At 71.8% G+C, this 25,891-nt stretch carries 25 protein-coding genes, 2 tRNA genes, 1 pseudogene and 1 riboswitch; of the genes and pseudogenes, 17 read left to right on the forward strand and 11 right to left on the reverse strand.

The features are described 5' to 3' along the window. Window positions 1–682, forward strand: a pseudogene (locus AB0O28_RS14340) (hypothetical protein); the annotation flags it as partial. A 415-nt stretch (window positions 683–1,097) separates the two neighbouring features. Here AB0O28_RS14340 and AB0O28_RS14345 read toward each other — a convergent pair. The 3 genes from AB0O28_RS14345 to AB0O28_RS14355 all read right to left on the reverse strand — a co-directional run bounded on the left by AB0O28_RS14345 (window position 1,098) and on the right by AB0O28_RS14355 (window position 1,750). Beyond that, window positions 1,098–1,478 carry a hypothetical protein gene (locus AB0O28_RS14345; protein ID WP_363640011.1) on the reverse strand — a complete coding sequence of 127 codons (381 nt, stop codon included), beginning with the start codon at window positions 1,476–1,478 and terminating at the stop codon, window positions 1,098–1,100. A 100-nt stretch (window positions 1,479–1,578) separates the two neighbouring features. Further along, window positions 1,579–1,653: transfer RNA gene (locus AB0O28_RS14350), tRNA-Val, on the reverse strand. A gap of 25 nt (window positions 1,654–1,678) precedes the next feature. Then, window positions 1,679–1,750 (reverse strand) — tRNA-Gly (locus AB0O28_RS14355). 205 nt (window positions 1,751–1,955) lie between these two features. Here AB0O28_RS14355 and AB0O28_RS14360 point away from each other — a divergent pair. From AB0O28_RS14360 to AB0O28_RS14375, 4 genes are all read left to right on the forward strand, one after another. Continuing rightward, window positions 1,956–2,594, forward strand: coding sequence for a class I SAM-dependent methyltransferase (locus tag AB0O28_RS14360; protein ID WP_363640013.1), 639 nt, complete (start codon window positions 1,956–1,958; stop codon window positions 2,592–2,594). A 200-nt stretch (window positions 2,595–2,794) separates the two neighbouring features. Further along, window positions 2,795–3,070 carry a hypothetical protein gene (locus AB0O28_RS14365; RefSeq protein WP_030505148.1) on the forward strand — a complete coding sequence of 92 codons (276 nt, stop codon included), beginning with the start codon at window positions 2,795–2,797 and terminating at the stop codon, window positions 3,068–3,070. 8 nt (window positions 3,071–3,078) lie between these two features. Continuing rightward, window positions 3,079–4,896, forward strand: a complete 1,818-nt coding sequence (gene glmS / locus AB0O28_RS14370) for a glutamine--fructose-6-phosphate transaminase (isomerizing) (RefSeq protein WP_363640015.1) — start codon at window positions 3,079–3,081, stop codon at window positions 4,894–4,896. A gap of 98 nt (window positions 4,897–4,994) precedes the next feature. Then, window positions 4,995–5,120 (forward strand): hypothetical protein, encoded by a 126-nt coding sequence (locus tag AB0O28_RS14375; protein WP_363640017.1) that lies wholly within the window; start codon window positions 4,995–4,997, stop codon window positions 5,118–5,120. Between the two features lie 376 nt (window positions 5,121–5,496). On the opposite strand, the gene AB0O28_RS14380 is transcribed toward AB0O28_RS14375, so the two are convergent. Continuing rightward, window positions 5,497–6,120, reverse strand: a complete 624-nt coding sequence (locus tag AB0O28_RS14380) for a hypothetical protein (RefSeq protein ID WP_363640019.1) — start codon at window positions 6,118–6,120, stop codon at window positions 5,497–5,499. Window positions 6,121–6,439: 319 nt separating this feature from the next. Between AB0O28_RS14380 and AB0O28_RS14385 the strand changes: the two genes are divergently transcribed. The 4 genes from AB0O28_RS14385 (at window position 6,440) to AB0O28_RS14400 (ending at window position 12,100) form a co-directional block, all read left to right on the forward strand. Continuing rightward, the gene (locus AB0O28_RS14385) at window positions 6,440–7,378 is read left to right on the forward strand and encodes a tripartite tricarboxylate transporter substrate-binding protein (RefSeq protein ID WP_363640021.1); all 939 of its coding nucleotides are present in this window, start codon (window positions 6,440–6,442) and stop codon (window positions 7,376–7,378) included. A 45-nt stretch (window positions 7,379–7,423) separates the two neighbouring features. Next, a riboswitch (cobalamin riboswitch) is annotated at window positions 7,424–7,653 on the forward strand. 133 nt (window positions 7,654–7,786) lie between these two features. Next, window positions 7,787–10,000 (forward strand): ribonucleoside-diphosphate reductase subunit alpha, encoded by a 2,214-nt coding sequence (locus tag AB0O28_RS14390; protein ID WP_363640023.1) that lies wholly within the window; start codon window positions 7,787–7,789, stop codon window positions 9,998–10,000. After that, window positions 9,997–11,001, forward strand: coding sequence for a ribonucleotide-diphosphate reductase subunit beta (locus AB0O28_RS14395; protein ID WP_363640025.1), 1,005 nt, complete (start codon window positions 9,997–9,999; stop codon window positions 10,999–11,001). The genes AB0O28_RS14390 and AB0O28_RS14395 overlap by 4 nt, the downstream gene beginning before the upstream one ends. A gap of 43 nt (window positions 11,002–11,044) precedes the next feature. Further along, window positions 11,045–12,100 carry a mechanosensitive ion channel domain-containing protein gene (locus AB0O28_RS14400; protein ID WP_363640027.1) on the forward strand — a complete coding sequence of 352 codons (1,056 nt, stop codon included), beginning with the start codon at window positions 11,045–11,047 and terminating at the stop codon, window positions 12,098–12,100. Between the two features lie 61 nt (window positions 12,101–12,161). Here the strand turns inward: AB0O28_RS14400 and AB0O28_RS14405 are convergent, their stop codons facing one another. Both AB0O28_RS14405 and AB0O28_RS14410 read right to left on the reverse strand, forming a co-directional pair. Then, window positions 12,162–13,823 carry a hypothetical protein gene (locus tag AB0O28_RS14405; RefSeq protein WP_363640029.1) on the reverse strand — a complete coding sequence of 554 codons (1,662 nt, stop codon included), beginning with the start codon at window positions 13,821–13,823 and terminating at the stop codon, window positions 12,162–12,164. 86 nt (window positions 13,824–13,909) lie between these two features. Further along, complete coding sequence (locus AB0O28_RS14410) at window positions 13,910–15,163, reverse strand: DUF5685 family protein (protein WP_363640031.1); 1,254 nt, start codon at window positions 15,161–15,163, stop codon at window positions 13,910–13,912. Between the two features lie 196 nt (window positions 15,164–15,359). Here AB0O28_RS14410 and AB0O28_RS14415 point away from each other — a divergent pair, with 196 nt between their 5' ends. The 3 genes from AB0O28_RS14415 to AB0O28_RS14425 are packed head-to-tail and all read left to right on the forward strand — an operon-like array spanning window position 15,360 to window position 16,851. Then, window positions 15,360–15,506 carry a hypothetical protein gene (locus tag AB0O28_RS14415; RefSeq protein WP_363640033.1) on the forward strand — a complete coding sequence of 49 codons (147 nt, stop codon included), beginning with the start codon at window positions 15,360–15,362 and terminating at the stop codon, window positions 15,504–15,506. Window positions 15,507–15,535: 29 nt separating this feature from the next. Continuing rightward, a complete protein-coding gene (locus AB0O28_RS14420; protein ID WP_363640035.1) occupies window positions 15,536–16,216 on the forward strand; it encodes an enoyl-CoA hydratase-related protein in 681 nt (226 codons plus the stop codon). 44 nt (window positions 16,217–16,260) lie between these two features. After that, on the forward strand, window positions 16,261–16,851 hold the full coding sequence (locus AB0O28_RS14425) for a hypothetical protein (protein WP_363640037.1): 591 nt from the start codon (window positions 16,261–16,263) through the stop codon (window positions 16,849–16,851). A gap of 21 nt (window positions 16,852–16,872) precedes the next feature. Here the strand turns inward: AB0O28_RS14425 and glgC are convergent, their stop codons facing one another. Continuing rightward, window positions 16,873–18,099 carry a glucose-1-phosphate adenylyltransferase gene (gene glgC, locus AB0O28_RS14430; RefSeq protein ID WP_363640039.1) on the reverse strand — a complete coding sequence of 409 codons (1,227 nt, stop codon included), beginning with the start codon at window positions 18,097–18,099 and terminating at the stop codon, window positions 16,873–16,875. A gap of 85 nt (window positions 18,100–18,184) precedes the next feature. Here glgC and glgA point away from each other — a divergent pair, with 85 nt between their 5' ends. Next, complete coding sequence (gene glgA, locus AB0O28_RS14435) at window positions 18,185–19,369, forward strand: glycogen synthase (RefSeq protein WP_363640041.1); 1,185 nt, start codon at window positions 18,185–18,187, stop codon at window positions 19,367–19,369. Here glgA and AB0O28_RS14440 read toward each other — a convergent pair. Then, complete coding sequence (locus AB0O28_RS14440) at window positions 19,353–20,396, reverse strand: zinc-dependent alcohol dehydrogenase family protein (RefSeq protein ID WP_363640043.1); 1,044 nt, start codon at window positions 20,394–20,396, stop codon at window positions 19,353–19,355. The genes glgA and AB0O28_RS14440 overlap by 17 nt on opposite strands. A 57-nt stretch (window positions 20,397–20,453) precedes the next feature. Between AB0O28_RS14440 and pgeF the strand changes: the two genes are divergently transcribed. Continuing rightward, a complete protein-coding gene (gene pgeF, locus AB0O28_RS14445; protein WP_363640453.1) occupies window positions 20,454–21,143 on the forward strand; it encodes a peptidoglycan editing factor PgeF in 690 nt (229 codons plus the stop codon). A 14-nt stretch (window positions 21,144–21,157) separates the two neighbouring features. Here the strand turns inward: pgeF and AB0O28_RS14450 are convergent, their stop codons facing one another. Next, the gene (locus AB0O28_RS14450; RefSeq protein ID WP_363640045.1) at window positions 21,158–21,616 is read right to left on the reverse strand and encodes a MarR family transcriptional regulator; all 459 of its coding nucleotides are present in this window, start codon (window positions 21,614–21,616) and stop codon (window positions 21,158–21,160) included. Between the two features lie 50 nt (window positions 21,617–21,666). Between AB0O28_RS14450 and AB0O28_RS14455 the strand changes: the two genes are divergently transcribed. Continuing rightward, window positions 21,667–22,059 carry a VOC family protein gene (locus AB0O28_RS14455; RefSeq protein ID WP_363640047.1) on the forward strand — a complete coding sequence of 131 codons (393 nt, stop codon included), beginning with the start codon at window positions 21,667–21,669 and terminating at the stop codon, window positions 22,057–22,059. Window positions 22,060–22,077: 18 nt separating this feature from the next. Here the strand turns inward: AB0O28_RS14455 and AB0O28_RS14460 are convergent, their stop codons facing one another. Then, window positions 22,078–22,920: an ABC transporter permease gene (locus tag AB0O28_RS14460; RefSeq protein WP_363640049.1), complete on the reverse strand. Its 843-nt coding sequence runs from the start codon at window positions 22,918–22,920 to the stop codon at window positions 22,078–22,080. Further along, window positions 22,917–23,858, reverse strand: a complete 942-nt coding sequence (locus AB0O28_RS14465; RefSeq protein ID WP_363640050.1) for an ATP-binding cassette domain-containing protein — start codon at window positions 23,856–23,858, stop codon at window positions 22,917–22,919. The genes AB0O28_RS14460 and AB0O28_RS14465 overlap by 4 nt, the downstream gene beginning before the upstream one ends. Before the next feature lie 133 nt (window positions 23,859–23,991). On the opposite strand from AB0O28_RS14465, the gene AB0O28_RS14470 reads away from it, so the two are divergent. Together AB0O28_RS14470 and AB0O28_RS14475 are read left to right on the forward strand one after the other, a co-directional pair. Then, complete coding sequence (locus AB0O28_RS14470) at window positions 23,992–25,158, forward strand: sensor histidine kinase (protein WP_363640052.1); 1,167 nt, start codon at window positions 23,992–23,994, stop codon at window positions 25,156–25,158. After that, window positions 25,155–25,841, forward strand: coding sequence for a response regulator transcription factor (locus tag AB0O28_RS14475; RefSeq protein ID WP_363640054.1), 687 nt, complete (start codon window positions 25,155–25,157; stop codon window positions 25,839–25,841). Before AB0O28_RS14470 ends, AB0O28_RS14475 begins: the two co-directional genes overlap by 4 nt. The last annotated feature ends 50 nt before the right edge of the window (window positions 25,842–25,891 follow it).

The raw sequence follows: 25,891 nt of genomic DNA on the forward strand, positions 1-25,891 counted from the left end.
CGAGCCCGGTCCCCGCGAGCCCGGTCCCCGCGAGCCCGGTCCCCGCGAGCCCGGTCCCCGCGAGCCCGGTCCCCGCGAGCCCGGTCCCCGCGAGCCCGGTCCCCGCGAGCCGAGCCCCCGCGATCCGCGTCTCGCGTGGTCGAGAGCAGGGGAGCCACGTCCCGCCGAGCCTGGGTCGCCCGGGGTGAGACCGCCGGTCCCGGGGGCGCCGCGCCTGGAGACCGCGGGATTCGACGCCGGCGGGTTCGACAGCGTGGCTTTCGACGGCGCCGGTTTCGATGCCGGGGGGTTCAACGGCGGGGGGTTCGGCGGCGGGGGGTTCGACGCGGCGGGCCTGGATACGGCCGACCTGCGGCGGGTGGTTCGCGGGGCCCCGGAACGGGAGAGGGGGAGCGTCGAGGGCGCGGCCTCCGGGGCGGCGCGGCTCCCGCCCGTGACGCCCGGGGGCGGGGACGGCGGCGGGGGTCTCGCGCTTCTGCGGGACCTGCACGGGCTGTACCTCCTCGCCACCGAGTGCGACCTGTCCTGGAGCGTGGTCGCGCAGGCCGCCCGCGGGCTCAGGGACGACGATCTGCTCGGCCTCGCCCGCCATTGCGCCCCCGAGACGGCCCTGCAGCTGCTCTGGCTGCGTACCCGGATGCACCGGGCCGCGCCGCAGGTTCTGGTCGTCCCGTCCTGGTAGTTCCTCCGGTCGCGGACACGGCCCGGCCGCCTGCCGTTCATGGCATCCGCTGCGTGCGGAAAATGGCGACAAAGCCCGTCATTAAGAGGAAATCTAGACGTGCCCAGTATGATTTCGGACGAAATAGATTGTGTGGGCACGGGGGAAATTGGTAGAAGATTATCTCGGTGCTGGAGGCCGGTGGGGACCGGCCGCGCCGATCGTGATACCGGTGCTCATGGCGGGGGCGTGCCGGTGGCGGCGGGAACGCTTTGCCGGTGAGGCGGGCGCCGTGCCGCGATTTCTCCGGCGGCGCCGGTCGCAATGAGCGGCCGGCGCCGACGTGGAGGGCCAGGGCCTAATATCGAGATGAATCACGCCATGCCCGGTGGTATACCGAATGGTTGTCGGGCTCCGCGGTGACCGGGGCGCGACATCAGCGGATCAAACGGTGCGGTATGACCGCTCCCCCCGCCTTCGTCGAGCGGGCCACGCGGTCGCCCTCATCGGTGTTGGCGAGCCAGACATCCGTCAGTCCGAGCGTCCAGCCGCGTTTCTCGCATTCGCCGGTGATCCGCGCGAAAGCGTCTTCTGGCTCCAGGGCCCAGGCCTCGAATCCCGAGTCGCCGATGTTTCCGGCGACGGCCAGTCCTCGGGCGAGAAGCGTTCGCATGGCGGTCAGCGCCACTCTTCTCGATTCGGCCGCTGTCCCGCGGGACAGAACCGCTGAGCGATGAACGACGTGACCCAGGGTGACCCAGTCGTCCAGGCCCTCGTCCAGGATCTCCGTCAGCAGGGCGCGAACCGTCTCGTTCACGGACGCGCCGTCCTCCGGTGTGATCGACTCGGCGCCTGGGGCCGGCAGTGGAAATGCCGAAGGCCGGACCTCCTCGATCGGGAATCCGGCCTTCGAATCATGGTGGACGATACTGGGATTGAACCAGTGACCTCTTCCGTGTCAGGGAAGCGCTCTCCCGCTGAGCTAATCGTCCGTGCCCGGATGCCGTCCGGGCTCCGAGCGGAAGACGGGATTCGAACCCGCGACCCTCACCTTGGCAAGGTGATGCTCTACCACTGAGCCACTTCCGCAGCCATCGCTCGGGGTTTTCCCCGGCGACGCGTCACTTACTCTAGCGGATCCCGGGGGGTGCCGGTGCCAACTGCCGCCGATCCCGTGGCCCGACGCGCCGCGTGACCGAAGTGGGGCGGGACGTTGACCCGCGGCGGAGGCCGTGCGCAGGATGAGGCCGCGACGGGGCGAAGATCGGCGGGAGGGACACTACAGTCGTCCGGCATGACCGAAACCCCTCCCTATCTCACCGCGACGGCTGAGGCGTACGACGCCGTCGCCGTCCTCTACGCCGAGCTCTTCCGGGACGTGCTCGACCGCCTGCCGCTGGACCGCGCGCTGCTCGCCGCGTTCGCCGAGTCCGTACGGGCCGCCGGCTCCGGGCCCGTGGCCGAGCTGGGATGCGGCCCCGGCGCCGTGACGGCGCACCTGCGAGACCTGGGACTGGACGTCTTCGGCGTCGACCTGTCGCCCAAGATGATCGAGATCGCCCGCGAGGCCTATCCCGATCTGCGCTTCGAGCTCGGATCCATGGACGCGCTGGACCTCGGCGACGGCGAGCTGGGCGGCATCCTGTCCTGGTACTCGGTAATCCACACCCCGCCGCGGGAACTGCCGCCGTACTTCGCCGAGTTCCGCCGCGTCCTGGCCCCCGGCGGGCACCTCCTGCTCGGCTTCTACGAATCCGAGGGCGATCCGGTGTCGGAATTCGACCACAAGGCGGCGCCGGCGTACCGATGGCCGATCGACGACCTCGCCGGGCTGGCCCGCGAGGCGGGTTTCACCGAGATCGGACGGATGCTCCGTGAGCCTCTGGAGGGCGAGCGGTTCCGCCAGGGCCGCCTGCTGATGCGCAGACGATAGCGGCCGCCACCCACGCGCCCGAAGCGAGCAGCACTCCCGGCGAGAGCGACGTGGGGCGCTCCGGGCGTCCGTGCGGCGGGCGAATCGCCGGCGACCGGGAGACCGGGGAGGGGGCCAGGGGGCGTCTCCGGCTTGATCCTGCCCGAAAACGGGCAGGAAACTTGTTAGTCGGCATCTGCATTGCGTTAGGGTCCTGCTCTGTGTCCACGGCACGGCATCCCTTCGAGGACCTGATCGGCCACCTCACCCGGACCACGTCGCTGGGGCCGGGTGAGGCGGCCCGCGTGGTGGCCGACGTTCTGGCGTACTTCGGCGAGCCCGCGGAAGAGTACGTGCGGCGCCGCCACGGCGAACTCAAGTCGAGGGGGCTGACCAACGACCAGATCTTCCCCAGGATCTCCGCCGAGCTCGCGGGAAGGCGTGTCGCGGCACCGGAGCTGACCCTGCGCCAACTCCGGCGGATCGTTTACGGATAGGAGCGGTTATGTGCGGAATCGTCGCTTATGTCGGGCCGAAGGATGCGGCGCCCATCCTGCTCGAAGGTCTCCAGCGGCTGGAGTACCGCGGCTACGACTCGGCCGGCCTCGCCGTCGTGAACGCCAAGAGCCTCAGGACGCGCAAGGTCAAGGGCAGGGTCGCCGACCTGGCGGCGGCGGTACCCGCGAAGTTCAAGGGCACGATCGGCATCGGGCACACCCGGTGGGCCACGCACGGCGCGCCCAGTGACGTGAACGCGCACCCGCACCTCGACCAGGAGCAGCGGATCGCCGTCGTGCACAACGGCATCATCGAGAACGCCGACGAGCTGCGCCGCCGCCTCGAAGGCGAGGGCGTGAAGTTCGAAAGCGAGACCGACAGCGAGGTGCTCTCGCACCTCATCGGGCGCATGGTCAAGGACACCGACTCGCTGCGGGAGGCCGTCCTGCGGGCACTGAAGAGCGTGGTCGGCACGTACGGCATCGCCGTCGTCGACGCGCAGCGCCCCGGGGAGATCGTGGTGGCCCGCAACGGCAGCCCGATCGTGCTCGGCCTCGGCGAGAAGGAGATGTTCGCCGCCTCCGACGTCGCCGCGCTCATCCGCTACACCCGGCAGGTCGTCCACCTGGAGGACGGCGAGCTCGCGGTCATCAAGGCCGACGGGTTCACCACGTTCACCAGCGACGCGAGGGAGACGGCCAAGGAGCCGTTCACGGTCGACTGGGACGCCGGCCACTACGACAACGGCGGCTACGAGCACTACCTGCTCAAGGAGATCTCCGAACAGCCCGAAACGGTCGCCCGCACGTTGCGCGGCCGGATGGACGACCGGTTCCACATCGCCCACCTCGGCGGCCTCAACATGGACGCCCGCGAGACCCGCTCGTTCCGTCGCGTGAAGATCATCGGCTGCGGGTCCGCGTACTACTCCGGCCAGATGGGCGCGCAGCTCATCGAGGAGCTGGCCCGCATCCCCGCCGACGCCGAGCCGGCGTCGGAGTTCCGCTACCGCAGCCCCGTCGTCGAGCCCGACACCCTGTACGTCGCGATCAGCCAGTCGGGCGAGACGTACGACACCCTCGCCGCCGTGCAGGAGCTCAAGCGCAAGGGCGGCCGGGTGCTCGGCATCGTCAACACCGTCGGCAGCGCCATCGCCAGGGAGACCGACGGCGGCATCTACCTGCACGCCGGTCCCGAGGTCTCGGTGGCCTCCACCAAGGCGTTCACCTCGACGGCCGTGGCGTTCGCGCTGCTCGCCCTGCATCTCGGCCGCGTACGCGACCTGTCGCCGGCCGACGGCCGCAGGATCTGCGAGGGCCTGCGCCGGCTGCCCGAGCAGATCGAGGAGATCCTCACGCTGGAGGATCGGATCAAGGAGCTGGCCAAGAAGTACGCCGACGCGCCCGGCATGATGTTCGTCGGCCGGGTGCGCGGCTACCCGGTGGCCCGCGAGGGCGCCCAGAAGCTCAAGGAGATCTCCTACGTCCACGCCGAGGCGTATCCGGCGAGCGAGCTCAAGCACGGCCCGCTCGCGCTGATCAGCCCCGAGCTGCCGACCGTCGCGATCGTCCCCGACGACGAGCTGCTGGACAAGAACCTCACCACGCTGGGCGAGATCCGGGCCCGGCACGGGCGCATCCTCATGGTCGGCCACCGCACCTCCGAGGCGGCCGACGACTGCATCGTGGTGCCCAAGAACGAGGTCGAGCTCGACCCCATCCTGCTGACGATCCCGCTGCAGCTGTTCGCCTACCACGCCGCCGTCGCTTTGGACCGCGACGTCGACCGCCCGCGCAACCTCGCCAAGAGCGTGACGGTCGAGTAGAACCCCTTCCTCCCGTACTGCTCGCGCCGCGCGTCGGCGCGAGCAGTACGGTCCGGGGTTCGGCGCAATGCCGGGCGGCCCGGCGCCGATGTACGGGTATGCATGTGACCTACTTCGTGATGGCGCTGCCCGTCGTCGCCGTACTCGTGTTCACCCTGGTGCGGGCCGCACGCCGGAGCCGTGAGCAGTTCGGGCGCGTACGGCAGATCGCCCGGCAGCAGTAGCCCGAGTCGGCGCCGCAGCGGACCGAGCTGGAGGAGCTGGTGAACCTTCTCCAGGCGCGTCTCAACCGGACGCAGTGGGCCCAGTTGCTCCTTGGCGCGGTGATCGGATACGCCGTCCAACTCATAGGCGACGCCCTGCTCGGCAAGTGAGGGGAAGGGGAGGGCCGGCGGAGTCCGGCGCGGCGTGACGAGCCGGTGAAGGGGCGCCGCGGTCTTGTACGGGTGCCGGGTTGACGAACTCTTGGGGCCTCCCAAGTGGTGCCGCCCGCCGCGGCCTGCATCCCGCCGATTCCAATAGTGGCGGCGAGACGATCGCGTCCTGCGTGCCCGCGCCCCTGACAGCAAGCGGAACCCGCCCGAAAGCGGGACGACGCCCTCAGTCGAACCAGACGACCAGACGCACGCCTTCGGGCCCGAACCGCTGCGCCAGCGCCCGCATCACCGCGAAGACGTGCTCCCACCCGGTGCCCGGTCCCAGCACGTCCAGTCGCGTCACCGGGCCGTACTCGAGGGTCTGTCCCGAGATCTCCCAGCGGCCCGCGGGGGCCCCAACGGGCGAGATGCCCAAGGGCGGCATGCCGTACCGCTCGACGACCTCATCGGGCCACCGGTCGTCGATCCGATACCGCGTGATCGAGTAGCCGCCTTCCGAGTGCACATCGAGCACTCCTCGGGCGGCAGGGCGGACGGTCATGTCCAGATCACGAAGCTCCGCCCATGAGACCCACGTGCTGCCATGAATGGCGGCATCCAACCGCGCGCAGTTCTCATAGTGGGTACGGACGGGTCCCGAAACGTCCGTCGGCAGGCCACGGCCGGCAGCGACAGGGGCCCAGTCAAGCCGGTTGCGAATGCCGAAGAGGCAACCGAGCGACGCGTAGTCATTGACGCCATAGAGCGGGTAAAGAGGCAGGGAAACGCTCCACGCGTCTCCCTCGTACCAGTCCTCGTCGGCGTGCGGGTGACGCATCTCTATGAATCCGTAGATGTCGGTGCCCATCCGGACAGGGTAGGGGTGTGAGCGCGAGGCGCGGGCTTCTCCGTGGGCTGTTTCGTCCTCGCACAATCAACTGTGCCTTCAGCCCCGGAACCAGGCAATTCGGCGGCAGCATGTTGCCCGGTGATTGCAGCTTCCTGCTACCGCCCTCCCGCATGTCCACGTCCTCTGGCAGCAAGCGGCAGGGCCCTTGTGCTCCCGCAGGCCACCGCCGCGGCTCGCCTACCGATCGCCGCAGCCGTAACGTCCGTTATGTGGTGACATGGTGTAGTTACTCATAGTCTGTGCGTGTAAGGGGCTCTTCGAGTAGGAGGGTGCCGACATGCGACGCCGTACGGTCCTCGCGCTGGGAGCCCTGGCCCTCGCGGGCGCGTGCGGCGTCCAGGCGCCGCCGTACCGGAGGGAGCTCTCTCTCGCGGTCCCCGGGCCGCCCGGAGGATGCGGAGACGGCGTCGCCGCCGGGTTCAAGGCGCTCATCGAGGGGCGCCGCTGGGCCCGGGCCGTACGGATCAGGCGGGAGACCGGTGACGGCGGGCAGTTGCTCGCCCGGCCGGGCGGGCCGCGGACCGATCTGGTGATCGCCGACCCGGCGCTGCTCGCCGCCTGCGCGCTGACCCGTGACCCGCTCCTGGTCACGAGGGCCGTCCCGCTCGCTCGGCTGGCGGGGGAGTGGGAGGTGCTGGTCGCCTCTCCCGACTCGGGCTACCGCACCTTCGAGCATTTCGCCGCCGCTCTGCTGCGCGACCCCGGCGGGCCCGCAGTGGGCGGCGGCGCCGACCGAGGTCCGGAGCACCTGCTGCTCGGCCTGACCGCGCGGGGCCTGGGAGCCGACCCGCGCCTGCTCCACTACGTCGCGTTCGACACCAGGGCGCAGGCCGTCGCCGCGGTCCTCGACGGGCGGATCGCTCTCGGGTTCGGCGGCAGGCGCGAGGTCGCCCCCCACGTGCGCGCCGGACGGCTGCGGCCCCTCGCCGTCTCCTCCGCCGAGCGGCTGCCCGGAGTGGACGCGCCGACGCTGTCGGAGTCGGGCGTACGGATCGTGTACGCCGACTGGACCGGGCTGATCGCTCCGCCTGGCACGCCCGGGCGGGACGCCCTGCTCGATCTGTGCCGGGCCGTCGCCGGCACTCCGGGATGGCGGAGCCTGTGCGAGCGTAACGACTGGACGCCGATGTGGCTCGAGGGCGACGACTTCCGGCAATGGCTGACCGTCGAGGCGCGCCGTACGGCTCTGCTGCTCAATGATCTCGGATTGCACTGAAAAACACAACTTGTAGGGCCGGTTGCGAGCAGGGCCACAAGATGTAGGATCCATCGCGTTGCTGGTTCACCTAGGTGAGGCAAGAGGGAACCCGGTGCGAATCCGGGACTGCCCCGCAGCGGTGAGCGGGAACGACCGCCGTCACATGGCACTGTGCTGTGTATGAGCACTGGGCGTGGGTGCGCCCGGGAAGCGACGGCCAGTAGGACCGGTGGGGCGTGAGCCCGGCCGGACGCCCGCGAGTCCGAAGACCTGCCAGTGACGGCGCGCGCATGGGCGCGCGCCCCGCGCCGGGCCTCGCGGGAGGGTTCGCCGCACCGTCACGGCACGTCTGTTCCGTGCGCGTGCGCCGCGGCATGCCCCTTCTCCGATCCGGCCGGACACGGAACGACGAGGAGGGGGCATCTGATGACGATCACCGACCCGGCGCCCGGCCTGGCGCGGGCGGACGGCGCGCGCGACGTGGCGGCCGTGTGGCAGGCCATCGAGGAGGCGGCGGCCGGGGTCATCGCCGACCCGGAGAACTCCCGCCGGGCGGCCCGGCTGCTGAACGGGCTGATCGCGGAGGAGGCGGCGGCCGAGGGGGTGCGCACGTTCTCCGAGTCGGTCGCGGCCGCCCACGCCGCCGGGCTGCTGGGCGACGTCGTCGCCGCGTTCGTGGCCGACGAGGCCGAGTCGCTCGACGCGCTGATCGACCCGGCGGCCGACGACCGCTTCGAATACTTCGGGCTGCGCACGGTCTACGACCGCTACCTGCTGCGTCACCCGGTCACCCGGCGGGTGCTGGAACGCCCGCAGCACTTCCTGCTGCGGGTCGCCTGCGGCCTGTCGGCCTCGGTGGCGGAGGCGGCCGAGCTGTACGGCCTGATGTCCGCCCTGGCCTACCTGCCCAGTTCGCCGACGCTGTTCAATTCGGGCGCCCGCCGGCCGCAGCTGTCGTCGTGCTTCCTGCTCGACTCGCCGCGCGACGAGCTGGAGAGCATCTACGAGCGGTACGGCCAGGTGGCGCGGCTGTCGAAGTACTCCGGCGGCATCGGCGTCGCCTGGACGCGGGTGCGCTCGCGCGGCTCGCTCATCCGGGGCACCAACGGCCTGTCCAACGGCATCGTGCCGTGGCTGCGCACGCTCGACGCGTCGGTGGCGGCGGTCAACCAGGGCGGCAGGCGCAAGGGCGCGGCCTGCGTCTACCTGGAGACCTGGCACGCCGACATCGAGGAGTTCCTGGAGCTTCGCGACAACACGGGCGAGGAGTCGCGCCGCGCCCACAACCTCAACCTGGCCAACTGGGTGCCCGACGAGTTCATGCGCCGGGTCGAGGCGGATGGCACGTGGTCGCTGTTCGACCCCAAGGAGGTCCCCGAGCTGACCGACCTGTGGGGCGAGGCGTTCGACGCCCGCTACCGCGAACTGGAGTCCGCCGGGCGATATGTCCGGCAGGTGCCCGCCCGGGCCCTGTACGCCCGGATGATGCGCACCCTCGCCCAGACCGGCAACGGCTGGATGACGTTCAAGGACGCCGCCAACCGCGCCTCCAACCAGACCGCGCTGCCCGGCAACGTCATCCACCTGTCCAACCTGTGCACCGAGATCCTGGAGGTCACCAGCGACGGCGAGACCGCCGTGTGCAACCTCGGCTCGGTCAACCTGGCCGCCCACCTGACCCCCGAGGGTGACGCCGTCGACTTCGGCAGGCTGCGCGCCACCGTCCGCACCGCCGTGCGGTTCCTGGACCGGACGATCGACCTCGGCTTCTACCCGACGCCGGAGGCGGAGGCGGCCAACCGGAGGTGGCGGCCCGTGGGGCTCGGCGTCATGGGCCTCGCCGACGTGTTCTTCGCGCTGCGCCTGCCGTTCGACTCGCCCGAGGCGCTCACGCTGTCGACCCGCATCGCCGAGGAGATCGCGCTCGCGGCGTACGGCACCTCGGCCGACCTGGCCGTCGAACGCGGGCGCCACCCCGCCTACGAGGAGACCCGGGCGGCGGGCGGCGTGCTGCACCCCGACCACTTCCCGTGCGCCCCTGCGCATCCCGAGGAGTGGGCCGCGCTGCGGGCCAGGATCGCGGAGACCGGGCTGCGCAACTCCCTGCTGGTCGCGATCGCGCCGACGGCCACGATCGCCTCGATCGCCGGCTGCTACGAGTGCGTCGAGCCGCAGGTGTCCAACGTCTTCAAGCGCGAGACGCTGTCGGGAGAGTTCCTCCAGGTCAACCGGTATCTCGTGCGCGATCTCCAGGCCCTCGGCCTGTGGACCAGGCCGATGCGCGACGCGATCAAGCTCAACGACGGCTCGATCCAGGACATCACGACCATCCCCGACGAGATCAGGGCGCTCTACCGCACCGCCTGGGAGCTTCCGCAGAAGGCCCTCATCGACCTGGCCGCCGCGCGGCAGCCGTACGTCGACCAGTCGCAGTCGCTCAACCTCTTCATGGCCGCCCCCACCATCGGCAAGCTCTCCTCGATGTACGCCTACGCCTGGCGGTCGGGCCTGAAGACCACCTACTACCTGCGCTCCCGCCCGGCGACGAGGATCGCCCAGACGACCGTGCCCGCGGTCGCCCCGGCGGAAGCCGTCGCCTGCTCCCTGGAAAACCCCGAGATCTGCGAGGCCTGCCAATGAGAACGATGCTGCTCGACCCCGGTATGGACCTGACCCTGCGCCCGATGCGCTACCCCGGGTTCTACGAGAGATACCGCGCGGCGATCAGGAACACCTGGACGGTGGAGGAGGTCGACCTCGCCTCCGATCTCGCCGACCTCGCGACCCTGGACGAGGGGGAGCGGCACCTGATCAACCGGCTCGTGGCGTTCTTCGCGACCGGCGACTCGATCGTGGCCAACAACCTCGTGCTGAACCTCTACCAGCACGTGAACGCCCCCGAGGCGCGGTTGTACCTGAGCCGCCAGCTGTTCGAGGAGGCGGTGCACGTCCAGTTCTACCTGACCCTGCTGGACACCTACCTGCCCGACCTCGACGAGCGGGTCAAGGCGTTCGCCGCCGTCGAGCACATCCCGTCGATCCGCGACAAGGCCGAGTTCTGCTTCCGCTGGATCGACTCGATCAGCGAGCTGAGCCGGCTGGAGACCCGGGAGGACCGGCGGGCCTTCCTGCTCAACCTCATCTGCTTCGCCGCCTGCATCGAGGGACTGTTCTTCTACGGCGCCTTCGCGTACGTCTACTGGTTCCGCTCGCGCGGCCTGCTCGGCGGCCTCGCCACGGGCACCAACTGGGTGTTCCGCGACGAGTCGATGCACATGGAGTTCGCCTTCGAGGTGGTGGACACCGTGCGCCGCGAGGAGCCGGACCTGTTCGACGCCGAGCTGGCGGCCCAGGTGACGCGGATGATGGAGGAGGCGGTCGCCGCCGAGCTCGCCTTCGCCCGCGACCTGTGCGGCGACGGGCACGGCGTCATGAGCGCCGACAACATGCGGCGCTACCTGGAGTACGTCGCCGACCGCAGGCTCGCCCGGCTCGGCCTGCCCGTGCGGTACGGCACGGACAACCCCTTCCCCTTCATGGAGTTCCAGGACGTGCAGGAGCTGGCGAACTTCTTCGAGCGCCGGGTCTCGGCTTACCAGGTGGCCGTCGAAGGCGACGTCAGCTTCGACGAAGCCTTCTGATCTCGCTGTTTTCGGCGCTCCCATAAAGGGCAAAGGGAACCCCATGACGACGACAGGGGGCGCCGTCACAGCGGCAGCATGGAACTGGGCGACCTTGGCGATCGCGGTGGCCACGGCGATCGCCGCGGTGGAACTGGTCCGGCGGGTGCTCAAATCACGCCTGATAGGGGAGCGATGGGCGCTCGCCGGGCCGTTCGTGCGCCGGTGCACCTGGCCGGGCTTCGCCTCGGCGGTGGTCGGCACCGTCAAGGCGGCCTACGACCCCGACATGCCGGGGTCGGACTCCCACGGCTTCCAGCAGGTGCTGTCGCTGCTGCTGATCGCCTGCGTGACCTGGTTGATGATCCAGGCCGCGTACGCGGTGACCGACGTCGTCCTCGACCGGCTCACGCGGGTGGAGGGCGAGCGCAACCGCAGGGCCCGGCGCATCCGCACCCAGATCGCGCTGGTGCGCCGGGTGTCGGCGGCGGTCGTCGTGGTGCTCGCGCTCGGGGCGATGCTGTTCACCTTCCCGCAGGTGCGGGCGCTCGGCGCGGGGCTGCTCGCCTCCGCCGGGATCGCCGGTGTGGTGGGCGGCATCGCGGCCCAGTCCACGCTCGGCAACATGCTGGCCGGGCTGCAGCTGGCCTTCAGCGACGCGCTGCGGCTCGACGACGTGGTCGTGGTGGAGGACGAGTGGGGCCGGATCGAGGAGCTGACCCTCACCTACGTGGCGCTGCGCCTGTGGGACGAGCGGCGGCTCATCCTGCCGGTGTCCTACTTCACCACCAACCCGTTCGAGAACTGGACGCGCCACGAGAGCCGCATCCTCGGCAGCGTGTACCTGCGCGTGGACTGGTCGGTCCCGGTCGAGGAGGTGCGCGCCGAGCTCTACCGGGCGCTGCGCGACAACCCGCTGTGGGACCAGAAGGACTGGACGCTCCAGGTCACCGACATCACCCCGGGCGGGCTGGTCGAGCTGCGCGCCCTGATGAGCGCGGCCGACTCGGCCAGCGCCTTCGACCTGCGCTGCGACATGCGGGAGCATCTGGTGACGTTCATCCGGGAGAAGTACCCCGAGAGCCTTCCCCGCCTGCGCGTCGACACCCCCGCCCGCTGACCCCGCCGGATCACCTGCCTGATCATCGGGGCTTGGGGCCTTGGGAGCCGGGCGGCGGGTGTCAGGGGGCGTTGGACGGGCGCAGCAGCCTGCTCGCGCCGGCGATGAGCGCGGTGGCGAGGATCCAGCCCGCGGCGACCAGCCCGTTCGCCAGCCACTGGGTCCATCCGGCCGGCTCCCAGGCGCCCCGCTGCTCGAACACGCTCACCGGCACGAGCAGATCGAGCGTGTAGACGAACGCGTTGAAGTGGCGCGACTCGTCCAGCCCGATCTGATGCGGCGGCCACTGGGTGAAGATCACCGTGCCCGTGGCGAGAAGCAGGGCGGCCCACAGGCCGGCGAGCCAGGGCCGGTAGCCGTACCCCACGAGGCCGTCGAGCAGCCGGCCCCACAGCCGCCCGGGCAGCCGCAGCGTCCGCCGCCGGGCCCGCTGCCGGGCCAGCAGCACCCGCCGCGCGTCCGGCTCGTGCCCGATCCGCCGGTAATAGGCCGCCAGCTGCTCGTACGGCTGGGGCAGGTAGCCGCCGGGATCGCGCCGCAGCCAGGAGAGCCGGTCCGCCAGGGTCGCCGGCCCGCGCAGCGACTCGTACGTCAGTCCGTTGAGCCGCACGTCGCCCGGGTAGCCTTCCGGGCGATCGAACAGCACCCCCAGGCGGGAGTAGCCGAGGTTGACCTCGCCCTCGATCGACTCGGGCAGCAGAATGAGCTCGTCGGCCTGCATGTGGCTCAGGTGCAGCACCCGACCCGGTGCCCGCAGCACCGCGCCGTGGAACGACAGGACCCCGCCGATACGCGCGCCGCGCAGCCGTACGGTCCCGTCGGCGGTGAACCCCGCGCCGAGTTCGGCCGCGGCGGCCTGTAGGTGGTCGGCGTGCACGGCGGGAGTGCCGTCCGTCGTGATGACGGCGCCCTGGAGATAGAGCCCGCTGGAGAAGCGGGCGCCGATCAGCCGCAGCCCGCCCGTGGCCCGCATGTCGCGCAGGAAGGCGCTGCCGTCCACCACGAGCCCGCCGGCCCACAGTGCCACCGACTCCCAGGTCCGCGGCTCCTCCGATCCCTCCGGCCCGTTCCAGCCGTTCAGTCCCCGGGAACCCAGTCCCCGGGAACCCAGTCCCCGGGAACCCAGTCCCCAGGAACCCAGTCCCCAGGAGCCCGGTTCCGCCGGGTCCGCCCCCGGTTCACGGTACGGCGCCTCGCCGGGGGTGCCCACGCGCGTGCCGGAGAGCCGGAGCTGCCCGGTCACGTGGGCGTTGTCCAGGCGCACCCCCGCGTGGACGACCGATCCGTCGAGGTCGAGCAGCCCGTCGATCGTGGCCCTGCTGGCTCGGAAGCGCAGGATGTCACAGCGCCGCAGCCGTACGCCCCTGGTCCTGGCGTCGTTGAGCGAGACCGTTCCGGCGATGTGGCAGTCGAGCAGGTGCAGCTTCGCCTCGATCGTGGCGTCGGACAGGTTGAGGTCGCCGACGATCCGGGCTCCGGCGAGCCGGACGCCCGGCACCCAGGGCGATCCGCCGGCGCCCCGGTGGAGCACCAAGGCGGCGATCACCTCGGCGCGGACCACCCGTGAGCCGCCCCACAAGCCTTTCGAGCCCCACGCGCCGCCGGAGGAGGAGTCCACCGCCCGGCCATGGCGCAGGTCGACCCAGGCGCCGGTGGGATAGGCGTCCCACAGCCGTCGCTCGGCGGGGGTGAGCCGGCGGAAGGGGGGCCGCGATCTCCGCATGGGCACGACGATATCGCCGATCTTCCTAGGGGCCCGGCACTCCGGCCGGCCCGGTCGCCGATGCGCCGCGCAGGCGGGGTCCGGCGTCAGGAACCGCAGTCGCAGCAGCACCCATCACCGCAGCAACATCCGTCACCGCAGCCGCCGTCGCCCGAGCCGCCGTCGCCCGAGCTTCCGTCGGAGCAGGACGAGCAGCAGTCGCAGCAGTCGCAGCAGTCGCACTGGTCGCAGAAGCAGCGTTCGTGCCATGGCGCGTTCCGCTCGGTGCTCCACGGCGGGCGATAGAGCCCGCAGGTCAGGAAGACCGCCACCCCGGCCGCCGCCGTCAGTCCGAGCCCCGGGCGGTTGCCGGGACCCCGGGGGGAGCCGCCGGGCGGGGTGTCCGACGGCGCCGGGGAGGTGTCCCCGGCCGGCGCGCGGCGCGCCGCGCAGGCGGCGCCGTGGGCCCGTGTCCCGAACGCCCGGTCGACGGCGCGGCGGGTCTCGCCGCACAGCAACGCCTCGACCAGGTGCCGCTCCTCCAGGTCGAGGTCGCGCACGGCGAGGCGCAGCCCGTGCAGCGCGTCCTCGCACACCCGACGGGCCTCGGCGGGCGAGGTGCCGGTCGCGTCGAGCGGGTTGTAGGCCCCGCGGGCCCGGTCCTCGGCGAGGTCCTCGACCGCGTCGATCAGGTGGGCGATCCGGCCGAAGAAACGGCCGGCCTCGCGCAGGCTCTCGGCGTTGCCCGGCCGGCCCGCGAGCGTGGCCGTGTGCGCGAAGGCCGCGGCCACCGCGGTCTCGGTGGGTTCCGTGACGTCGAGCAGGGCGTGCCCGGGGGACGCCTCGAGCAGCGCCTGGCGGGCCGAGACCTCGGTCAGGACGGCCGTGTCGAATCCGATCGACTCCGCGCCGCGGCGGGCGGCCGAGGCCCAGGCGGCGGCCGTGGCGCGCATCGGGACGCCGGCCACGCGCCGGGCCGCGATCCCGTCGCCGTCGGACGCGTGGTCGCGGATCTTGCCCGCGGCGAGGGCCAGCGAGACCACGGCGGCCAGCCGGGCGCCCGCGTCGTCCGACGGCAGCACCTGCGCCGGCCGGAAGCCGCGCAGCGCGCAGGGCCCGGCGGACCGCCGGTTCGGCCCCGTCCCCGCTCGCGGCCCGGCCCCTGATCGGGCCCCTGAGTGAACCCGCGACTGCGCCTCGGTCAGGACGGACAGGATGAGGCCGTCGTAGTTGGTCGCCATGCGGGCCAGGTGCCCGTGCCGGTCCCGCAGTGTCAGGCACAGCCCGCACAGGTGCGCGCGCCAGGCCTCGTGGACGGACGGGCAGGAGTGGCGGGCACACGGCCGGAGGATCCCGAACACCCAGAGACTCCTAGGGGTCATGCGTACGGGATCATCCCGCTGCGCGGCGATTATGCCACCAGAAAGGGATTCTGAGGGAAGAGCCGGGATGCCGTCGGGCAGGCCGGTCGCGCGGCGTCACCCCGGTGCGCGGGCGATGCCGTCGCGGCCGGGCCCCTGGCGCGGGAGCCGGGCGGATGACCTGGACAATCGAGAGATGCGTTCTACCGACGGGTTCGAACTGACCCTCGACGAGCACGTCGCCACCCTGACCCTCGACCGGCCCGCCACGCGCATGAGCGGCGAGCCGAGGAGTGAGCGGAGCGGTGGGCCGAGGGACGAGGCCGCCCGCGGAGCCGAATGAGGAGGGGAGTACGACCATGAGCACGGGCCATGACCGCCGCGATGTGGCGGGCGCTGCCGGGCATCCTGGCGGACCTGGCCGCCGATATGAAGGTACGCGTCCTCATCCTTACCGGAGCCGGTGCGACTTTCTGTTCCGGTGCTGATATTTCGGAAATTCATGAGCTTGGCGATAACGACGATGACACCGGTCTCACCGTGGTCGCAGAGGACGCGCTCATGACCTTTCCCAAACCCGTGATCGCGATGATCGAGGGATACTGCGTCGGCGGCGGATGCCAGCTCGCGCTCGCCTGCGACCTGCGCCTCGCCGCCTCCGGCGCCCGCTTCGGCGTCACCCCGGCCAAGCTCGGCATCGTCTATCCGCTCAGCTCCACGCGGCGGCTCGCACAGATCGCCGGGCCCGCCACCGCGAAGCTGCTGCTCTTCTCGGCCGAGCTCATCGATGCAGATCAGGCGTTGCGTACGGGCCTCGTCGACGAGGTCTGCCCGCCGGAGAGCCTGCGCGAGCGCGTGTACGGCCTGGCCGCCACGATCGCCGGACGGTCCCGCCTGACGCTGACCGCGGCCAAGCAGATCATCGACGGCCGGGCCGGGGAGACCGAGGTGCGCGCCTGGCAGCGGGAGGCCAGGGAGAGCGGGGAAATGGACGAAGGTGTCCAGGCATATCGGGAGAGGCGTTCCCCTGGATTCTCTTGGGATGCAAAATAGGCATAAACGGGACTCGCAGTGGTAATGACCCTGTGAGGTGTGAGATGTCGCAGAAGCCATTCGCCAGGTTCGTCCGCTGGCTGGGACTTGATAGGAATCCGCTTCGGCGCCGGTGCGACCGGGTCGAAGCGCTGGTCCGGCTTGCCGCGGTGCTGGGAGTCGTGGTCGCGGTCGTGGCCGGCGTGATGCTCGGCATACGCGAGTACGGCAACGGCCTGAGAGCCGAGGTCCGGCAGGCGCACAACCGGCATCAGGTCGTCGCCACGCTGACCGGTGACGTGACGACGCCCCGGCTGTCGGTGGCCGGAGCGGCGGTCGGGCACGCCCAGGCCACCTGGGTGGCCCCCGACGGCACGGCGAGAGCCGGTGTCATCGAGGTCCCGCCGAGCAGGCAGGCGGGCGAGACGGTGCGCGTCTGGACCGACGGCAAAGGCGCGATCACGCCCCGGCCGCAGGACCGGGAGACCACGGTGGTCGCCGCGCTCACCGTCGGCACGGGCGTGCCGCTGGCCGCCGGCGCGATCCTCGCGCTGCTGGTGACCTGCACCCGCCTGGTCAACCAGCGCCGGGCCCGCCGGGTGTGGGAGGCCCAGTGGACCGTGGTCGAGCCGATGTGGCGGATCAACGGCCGTTGAACGCCCGCCGATCGCCGGGCGTCAGCGGTCGACGATCTCGTTCTTCCCGATCACGACCACACCGCTGCGGGTCACCGCGAAGCGCTGGCGGTCGTACTCCAGGTCGAAGCCGATCCGGGCGCCGTCGGGGATGACCACGTTCTTGTCGATGATGGCCTTGCGGACGATCGCGCCCCTGCCGACCTTCACGCTGCCCATCAGCACCGAGTCCTCGACGTGCGAGTGGGAGTGCAGCACCACGCCGGGGGACAGGATGGAGCGCAGCGCGGTGCCGCCCGAGACGATGACCCCGGGTGACACGAGCGATTCCATCGCGTGCCCCACCCGGTCGCCCTCGTTGTGCACGAACTTCGCCGGCGGCAGCGGATCGTTGCCGGTGTAGATCGGCCACCGGTCGTTGTAGAGATTGAAGACCGGCTGCACCGAGATGAGGTCCATGTTGGCCTCGTAGTAGGCGTCGAGCGTCCCCACGTCCCGCCAGTAGCCCCGGTCGCGCTCGGTGGAGCCGGGCACCACGTTGTGCGCGAAGTCGTACACCTCGGCGCCGCCGCTCTTGACGAACATCGGGATGATGTTGCCGCCGAGGTCGTGCTTGCTGCTTGGGTCGAGTGCGTCCTCGCGCAGGGCCTCGATCAGGGCCTGGGTCTTGAAGACGTAGTTGCCCATCGAGGCGAAGATCTGGTCGGGGGCGTCGGGCAGGCCCACCGCGTCCTTCGGCTTCTCGCGGAACGCGACGATCCGGCGGCCCGAGGGGTCCGCCTCGATGACCCCGAACTGGTCGGCCAGTTCGAGGGGCTGGCGGATCGCGGCGACGGTCACGTCCGCGCCCGAGTCGATGTGCTGGTCGACCATCTGGCGCGGATCCATCCGGTAGATGTGGTCCGCGCCGAAGACGATCACGTGATCGGGCATCTCGTCGTAGATGAGATTGAGATTCTGGAACAGCGCGTCGGCCGATCCGGCGAACCAGCGCGGCCCGAGCCGTTGCTGCGCCGGCACCGGGGTCACGTAGTTGCCGAGCATCGACGACAGCCGCCACGTCCGGGAGATGTGCCGGTCCAGGCTGTGGTTCTTGTACTGCGTCAGCACGACGATCTGCCAGTAGTGGGCGTTCGCCAGATTCGACAGGACGAAGTCGATGAGCCGGTAAATGCCGCCGAAGGGCACGGCGGGCTTGGCCCGATCCGCGGTCAGCGGCATCAGCCGCTTGCCCTCTCCACCCGCGAGCACGATCGCCAGGACCTTCATAGGCAGGACCTTAACCCCCGAAACGGCTAACAAACACCAGGGACACCGGCAATCGGTGCCAATCAGGGACTCTAAGCTCACTCGTATGCGTGTCGATCTGCTGAGCCGTGAGTATCCGCCCGAGGTGTACGGCGGTGCCGGAGTCCATGTCGAGTACCTCGCGCGGGAGCTTCGCCGGCTGGCCGACGTGCGGGTGCGCTGCTTCGGCGCCCCGCGCGAGGAGCCCGGAGTGCGGGCCTACGCGGTCCCCGGAGGGCTGTCGGGCGCGAACGCCGCCCTGCAGGTGCTCGGCGTCGACGTCGAGATGGCCGCCGGCTGCGAGGGCGCCGACGTCGTGCACAGCCACACCTGGTACGCGAACTTCGCCGGCCACGTCGCCAAGATGCTGTACGGCGTGCCGCACGTGGCCACCACGCACAGCCTGGAGCCGCTGCGGCCGTGGAAGGCCGAGCAGCTCGGCGGCGGCTACACGCTGTCGTCGTGGGCGGAGCGGACCGCGCTCCACGATGCCGACGCGATCATCGCGGTGTCCGAGGGTATGCGCCGCGACGTGCTCACGGCCTACCCCGAGATCCCCGCCGAGCGCGTGCGGGTGATCCACAACGGGATCGACACCGAGGAGTACGCGCCGTCGCGGGGCATCGAGGCCCTGGTGAAGCACGGCGTCGACCCGGCCGTGCCGTACGTCGTCTTCGTGGGGCGCATCACCCGGCAGAAGGGCCTGGTGCACCTGCTCCACGCGGCCCGGTCGTTCGACCCGGCGGCGCAGCTCGTGCTGTGCGCGGGCGCGCCCGACACGCCGGAGATCGCCGAGGAGGTCACGGCGCTCGTGCGCGAGCTGTCGGCCTCCCGCAAGGGCGTGGTGTGGATCTCCGAGATGCTGCCCAGGCCCGAGGTGATCCAGATCCTCACCCACGCCACCGTGTTCGTGTGCCCCTCGGTGTACGAGCCGATGGGCATCGTGAACCTGGAGGCGATGGCGTGCGAGACCGCCGTCGTGGCGACCGCGACCGGAGGCATCCCCGAGGTGGTCGCCGACGGCGAGACGGGCCTGCTCGTCCCGATCGACCAGGGCCCCGACGGCGAGCCGCACGACCCGGAGGCGTTCGCCGCGGCGCTGGCCGAGCGGGTGAACGGGGTGCTCGGCGACCCGCGCCTCGCGGCCGCGATGGGCGAGGCCGGGCGCGTGCGCGCGATCGACCACTTCTCCTGGCGGCGGATCGCCGAGCGGACTCACGAGCTCTACGCGTCGCTCACCGGCCAGGGATGATCATGGTGACGCCCGGATGCGCGCCCGGCTGGGTCAGCGCGTCCGGCGCGTCGTCCAGGCCGACGGTGCGGGTGACCAGCAGATCGGGACGGAGCACGCCCGCCGCGATCAGCTCCAGCATCGGCGGGTAGGCGTGGGCGGCCATGCCGTGGCTGCCCGCGATCTCCAGCTCGTGCGCGATCACCCGGCCCATCGGCAGGGAGGTCTCCCCGGGGAGCAGGCCCACCTGCACGTGACGGCCGCGCCTGCGCAGGCTGCCGATCGAGGCGGCGCAGGTCGCGCCGGCGCCCAGCGCGTCGAGCGAGACGTCGGCGCCGCCGCCCCCGGTCGCGGCCCTGACCCGGGCGGCCGATTCTTCGGGCGAGTCGCCCTCGCCGACCAGGACGCACTCGGCCGCGCCGAACCGCCGGGCCAGGTCGAGTGCGGCGGGGGACACGTCCACCGCGACGACCCGCGCGCCCACGGCGGCGCCGATCATCACGGCCGACAGCCCGACCCCGCCGCAGCCGTGCACGGCCAGCCACCGGCCCGCCCGCGCCCGCCCCTGGTCGACGACCGCGCGGAACGCCGTGGCGAAGCGGCAGCCCAGGCTCGCCGCCGTGGCGAACGCCATGCCGTCCGGCAGCCGCACGAGGTTCACGTCGGCGTGGTCGATCGCGACGAACTCGGCGAACGATCCCCAGTGGGTGAAGCCGGGCTGCGTCTGGCGTTCGCACACCTGCTGGTTGCCGGTCGTGCACTCGCGGCAGCTCCCGCAGGCGCAGACGAACGGCGTCATCACCCGGTCGCCCGGCCGCCAGCGGGTCACTTGCGGGCCCGCCGACTCCACCACCCCGGCCAGTTCGTGGCCGGGCACGTGCGGCAGGACGGTGATGTCCGCGTCGTGGCCCATCCACCCGTGCCAGTCGCTGCGGCACATCCCGGTCGCCTCGACCCTGATCACCACACCGTCCGGCGGCGCCACCGGGTCCGCCACCTCGCGCACCCCGGCCCGCCCGCCGAACTCCTCGTACACCACCGCACGCATGTCACGCTCCTTTCCTGGCCGTACGCTAATCGGGTGATTGCGATCGATCGGGTCCGCATGGCCTTCACCGACCGGAACGGCGGCGTGAGCGCCGGGCCGTACGGCACGCGCAACCTCGGTGGGGCGGTGGGGGACGACCCCGCGGCGGTCGCCGAGAACCGGGCGAAGACGGCCGCGGAGTTCGGGCTCGGCCAGGTGGTGTTCATGCGCCAGGTCCACGGCACCGACGTCGCCTACGCCGAGGGGCCGTTCGGGGACGACCCGCCCGCGCTGGACGCGGTGTTCACCGACCGTCCCGGGCTCGGCCTGGCGGTCCTGGTCGCCGACTGCGCGCCCGTGCTGGTGGCCGATCCGGAGGCCGGGCTGGTCGGCGGCGCGCACTCGGGACGGCCGGGCACGGAGGCGGGCGTGGTGCCCGCCCTGGTCGAGGCGATGGCGGCCAACGGCGCGCGGCCGGAGCGGATGACGGCCGTGATCGGGCCGTCGGCGTGCGGGCTCTGCTACGAGGTGCCGGAAGATCTGCGCGAGCGCGTCGCCGCCGGCGTGCCGGAGACCTGGTCGCGGACCCGGAACGGCACGCCCGCGCTCGACATCCGGGCCGGGATCGCGGCCCAGCTCGCCCGGGCCGGCGTGGCCGACGTCCGGCACGACGACCGCTGCACGATCGAGACGGCCGATCTCTACTCCTACCGCCGTGAGCAGCGCACCGGGCGCTTCGCCGGATACGTCTGGCTGACCACCGGCTGACCCGCCGACCCGGCTCAGGCGCGTGCCCGCGGCTCCAGACCGGCGTACGCCTTCCTGAGCAGCGCGTGCAGGGACGCCCGCTCGTCCTCGTCCAGTGCGGCCAGCAGGTCGTCGCGCACCTCCCCGGCCTCACGCAGCGCCGCCTCCAGCGTGGCCAGGCCCTCGGGGCTGACGGCGACGCGGTATCGCCGCCGGTCCTCCGGGTCGCGCTCGCGCTCCACCAGGCCAAGCGGCACGAGCGTGTCCATCACCGCCACCAGGTCGCTGGGGTCGATGCCCAGCCTGGCGCCGAGCTCGCGCTGGGACGCGGGGCCGAAGTCGCGGAGCGCGGCCAGCACCGCCATGTCCCACAGGCCGATGCCGTGTTCGCGCAGCCGGTCGCCCATGCGGCGTCGCCCGGCGATGCCCACCTTCGACAGCAGGAACGCGGTGATCCCGAGCAGGGACGGGGGCAGTTGCGGCACCTCGGTCATGAGGGCAGGATAGGGCACAACCAATAGTTGGTGCCTACCAAGGACTTCTCATGGACGCTCTCTACCCTCGCGTGCTCACCTCCAGGTTCGCCGAGTCCTTCCGCTTCTACGACGGCCTGCTCACCGGCGTCGCCGGAGCCCGGCTCATCAAGGGCGACCAGGACGGGCCGTACGCCAACTGGGACCGCGGCGGTGAGGCGGTGCTCGCGCTGCTCGACCGGTCGATGCTGGAGCGGGTAACGGGCATCGGCCTCGGCGGCCCGGGTGACACGACGATGCTGGTCCTGACCGTGGACGACGTCGAACGGGCGGTGGCCGCGGGGGCGGCGTGCGGAGGCCGGGTCGTGGTGCCGCCGGGCGACCGGCCCGAATGGGGACCGACCTGCCGCACCGCCCACCTGCGCGACCCCGACGGCAACCTCGTCGAACTCCAGTCCTACTGAGAAGAGCCGGGCACGGAGTCAGGGATCCCGGCGGGTGATGGCGACGGATGCGGCTGCGAGCGCGAGCGCGACGTAGCCGAGCAGCACCAGCACCGCCCCGGCCGGCGGCAGCCACGCGCCGGGGATCCGGCCCGGCAGCAGGTTGGAGGCCATCGGCAGGGTGAGCGAGCCGATCCGCCCGTCCCACGGGGCGGGCAGCAGCGAGATCAGCGCGGGAACCACGAACAGCAGAGCGAAGATCGCGATGAACGCGCCGGCCGACGAACGCAGCACTGTCCCCACTCCCAGCCCCACCAGCCCCATCACCATGCAACTGAACCCGGCACCGAGCACGGTGGCCAGGGCGTACGGCGACGCGAGCGTCACCCCGATGCCGCGGGTGCCGAACACGGCCTGGCTGACGAAGAAGACGGCGAACGAGCTGACCTGGCCGGCCGCGAGTGACACCACGCCGACCACCAGCGCCTTCGCCGTCAGCAGGCTGCGCCGCCGTGGCACGGCGGTGAGCGTCATGCGCAGCATGCCCGTGGTGCTCTCCGAGGTGATGACGAGGATGCCGAAGGCGGCCAGCACCAGGTAGGTCACCTGGAGCGCGGTCCCGCCCGCCGCCGACGGGTCGAACCCGGATCGGCCCTGTCCGGACAGACGCTCCCATGAGCCGGCGGCGCTCAGGGCCAGCCCGCCGCCGAGCACGATCGGCAGCGGCAGCACCGCCAGCAGATAGTACGTCGAGCGCAGCGAGCGGATCTTGAGCCACTCCGCCACGACCAGATCCCGCATCAGCCGCGCGCGCGAGGGTTCCAGCGTGCGGCCGTCGGACTCCACGAGGCTGCTCGCGATATAGGTGCCACCGGTTGTCATGCCTGCCGCCGTCCCGTCCTGTGATCGGTGCTGCTGTCGGTGAGCTCGATGAACGCCTCTTCCAGCGACGCGCTGCGTGGCGTGATCTCGTACAGCGGGATGCCGTGCGCGGCGGCCAGCTCGGAGATCCACACGTTGTCCGGCGCGGGAGGGCGGGCGGCGCCGCGACGGCCGCCGCCGACGGCCAGTCCGCCTCCCGGCTCGGGGCGCACCACGGCGCCGTGCGCGAGCAGCAACCGCTTCAGCTCGTCCTCCCGGGGGCCGCGCACCAGCACGTCCCGGTGAAATCGCGCGAGGAGCTCGCCGATGGTCGCCTCGGCGATGAGCCGGCCGCGCCCGATGATGACGACCCGGTCCGCGGTCAGCGCCGTCTCGCTCATCACGTGGCTGGAGATGAAGATTGTCCGGCCCTCGCCCGCCAGTGTGCGCAGCAGCTCGCGGATCCACCGGATGCCCTCGGGGTCGAGCCCGTTGATCGGCTCGTCGAGGATGAGCACGCCGGGGTCGCCGAGCAGCGCGGCGGCGATCCCCAGCCGCTGCCGCATGCCGAGCGAGAAACCGCCCACCCTCCGGTGCGCCACGTCCGTCAGGCCGACCTGGTCCAGCACCTCGGCCACCCGCCGGCGGCCGATGCCGCCGGCGCGGGCCAGCACGGACAGATGGTGGTACGCCGAGCGGCCGGTGTGGGCGGCGTCCGCGTCCAGCAGCGCGCCGACAGAGCAGAGCGGACGGACCAGCGATCGGAAGGGCCGGCCGCCGACGAGGGTCTCGCCCGAGTCGGGAGTGACCAGGCCGAGCACCGCGCGCATGGTGGTCGACTTCCCCGCCCCGTTGGGGCCGAGGAACCCTGTCACCAGACCCGGCCGCACGTGGATGGACAGGTCGTCGACGGCGGTCCTCGGTCCGTGGCGCTTGGTCAGATTCCGTACTTCGATCATGCCCCTCACGATGGCGAAACTCCGGGCCCGGAGTCATCGAGCCCAGGTCTGGACCTGTCCGCCCCGGGGCGGAGGCCGCCGCCTCCGACCCAGGGCGGATGCCCTCCGGCCGGGCGCTGCGTAAGGTGATCACATGGGTGGCCTCCGTCCGCTGACGGCTTCGCGCCTACGCCGCAGTCATCTGCTCGCCTTCGACGTGGTGCTGGCCGTCCCGATCGGCCTGGTGGCGCTCGAACGGGTGGCCGTGCCGCCGTACGGCTGGCTGTTCGGGGCCGGGCTGGGCCTGGCCGCCGCGCTGCGCAGGCTCCGGCCGCTGCCCACGCTCGCCCTGGTGCTGGCCGTCGCGGCCGCCGGGGTGTGGGCCGGCGCGCTGATCAATCCGTGGCCGGCGTGGGCGTTCGTGCTCTACACGGTCGGGCTGGCCACCTCGGGCCCGCCCGCCTACCTCGGCCTCGCGGCCGGCCTGGCCGGCGCCGCCGTCCTGGTGCCGATGTCGCACGAGCCCAGCCTCGTGGGCGGCTTCGGGCTGATCGGGCTGAGCTGGCTGGGCATGGCGGCCGCCTGGCTGCTCGGCCTCACCGTGCGGGAACGGCGGACCGGCGCGGCTCGGATCGCCGAACAGCGGCTTCGCCTCGCCGTGGCCGAGGAGCGGGTTCGCATCGCCCGGGAGCTGCACGATGTCGTCGCCCACAGCCTCAGCCTGATCGCCATGAAATCCGGGGTCGCGGTGCACGTGGCAGGGGAACGCCCCGGAGAGACCGTCGCGGCGCTGGAGGTGATCCAGGCGACCAGTCGTACCGCGCTCGACGAGATGCGCCGCATGGTGGGTGTGCTGCGCTCGACCGGCGCCGGCGATCCGGGGGACTCCCCGCCGGGTCCCGTGCCCGGACCGGCTGGTTTGGAGACGTTGGCCGGTCGGGCTCGCGAGGCGGGCCTGCAGGTGACCCTGAACGTCGACGGCTGGCAGGACCTGCCGCGCGGCGTCGAGAGCGCGGTCTTCCGCATCGTCCAGGAGTCGCTCACCAACGTGATCAAGCACGCCGCGGACGGCACGGGGGAGCGCGTGTCCTGCACGATCTCGGTGACAGTGACATCCCGGGAGGTTCTCGTCGAGGTGGTCGACAACGGGAAAGGGGGTAAGGTCACGACCGCCGGGGCGGGCGGGCACGGACTCATCGGCATGCGTGAACGGGCCTTGCTCCAGGACGGCGACTTCACCGCAGGCCCACGGGAACAGGGCGGATTCCGGGTGGCGGCCAGATTGCCGTACCGCTCGTTACGGAGGGCTGGAGGGTCATGACCGAGCGCATCCGGGTGCTTGTCGCCGACGATCAGGTGCTGCTCCGCGGCACCCTGCGTGTTCTGCTCGAATCGGTGCCCGGCATGGAGGTCGTGGGCGAGGCCGGGACCGGCCGCGAGGTGCTGACGCTGCTGCCGCTGCAGGATCCCGACGTGATCCTGATGGATGTGCAGATGCCGGACATGGACGGTATCGAGGCCACCCGCCAGGTCTGCGCCAGCCGCGAGAGCAGCGCGCGGGTGCTCGTCCTGACCACCTTCGACATGGACGAATACGTGTACGGCGCATTGCGGGCGGGCGCCAGCGGTTTCATCCTCAAGGACACGCCGCCCGTCGATCTGCTCGCCGCGATCCGGGTCGTCGCGCGCGGGGACGCGCTCATCTCGCCCGCGGTCACGCGACGGCTCATCGCCGAGTTCGCCCGGCGTCCGGGGCCCGCGACGCCCTCGGCCCGCGGCGGTGCCCTGCCCGGTGTCACCGAGCGGGAGCGGGAGGTGCTGCTGCACGTCGCCCGTGGCCTGTCCAACACCGAGATCGCCCGTCAGCTCCAGGTCAGCATGGCCACCGTGAAAACTCACGTCGGCAGCCTGCTGGCGAAACTCGGCGCAAGGGACAGAGCCCAGCTTGTCATCGCCGCCTACGAGGCCGGCCTGGTCGAAGTGAGCTCCCGCAAACTCGGCTGAATCGCCGGGCGCAGGCGTCGCAGAGGTGAGATCGGGCTTGCGGGGGGCTT

The organism is Microbispora sp. NPDC088329 (assembly GCF_040685655.1).
Classification (GTDB): Bacteria; Actinomycetota; Actinomycetes; order Streptosporangiales; family Streptosporangiaceae; genus Microbispora.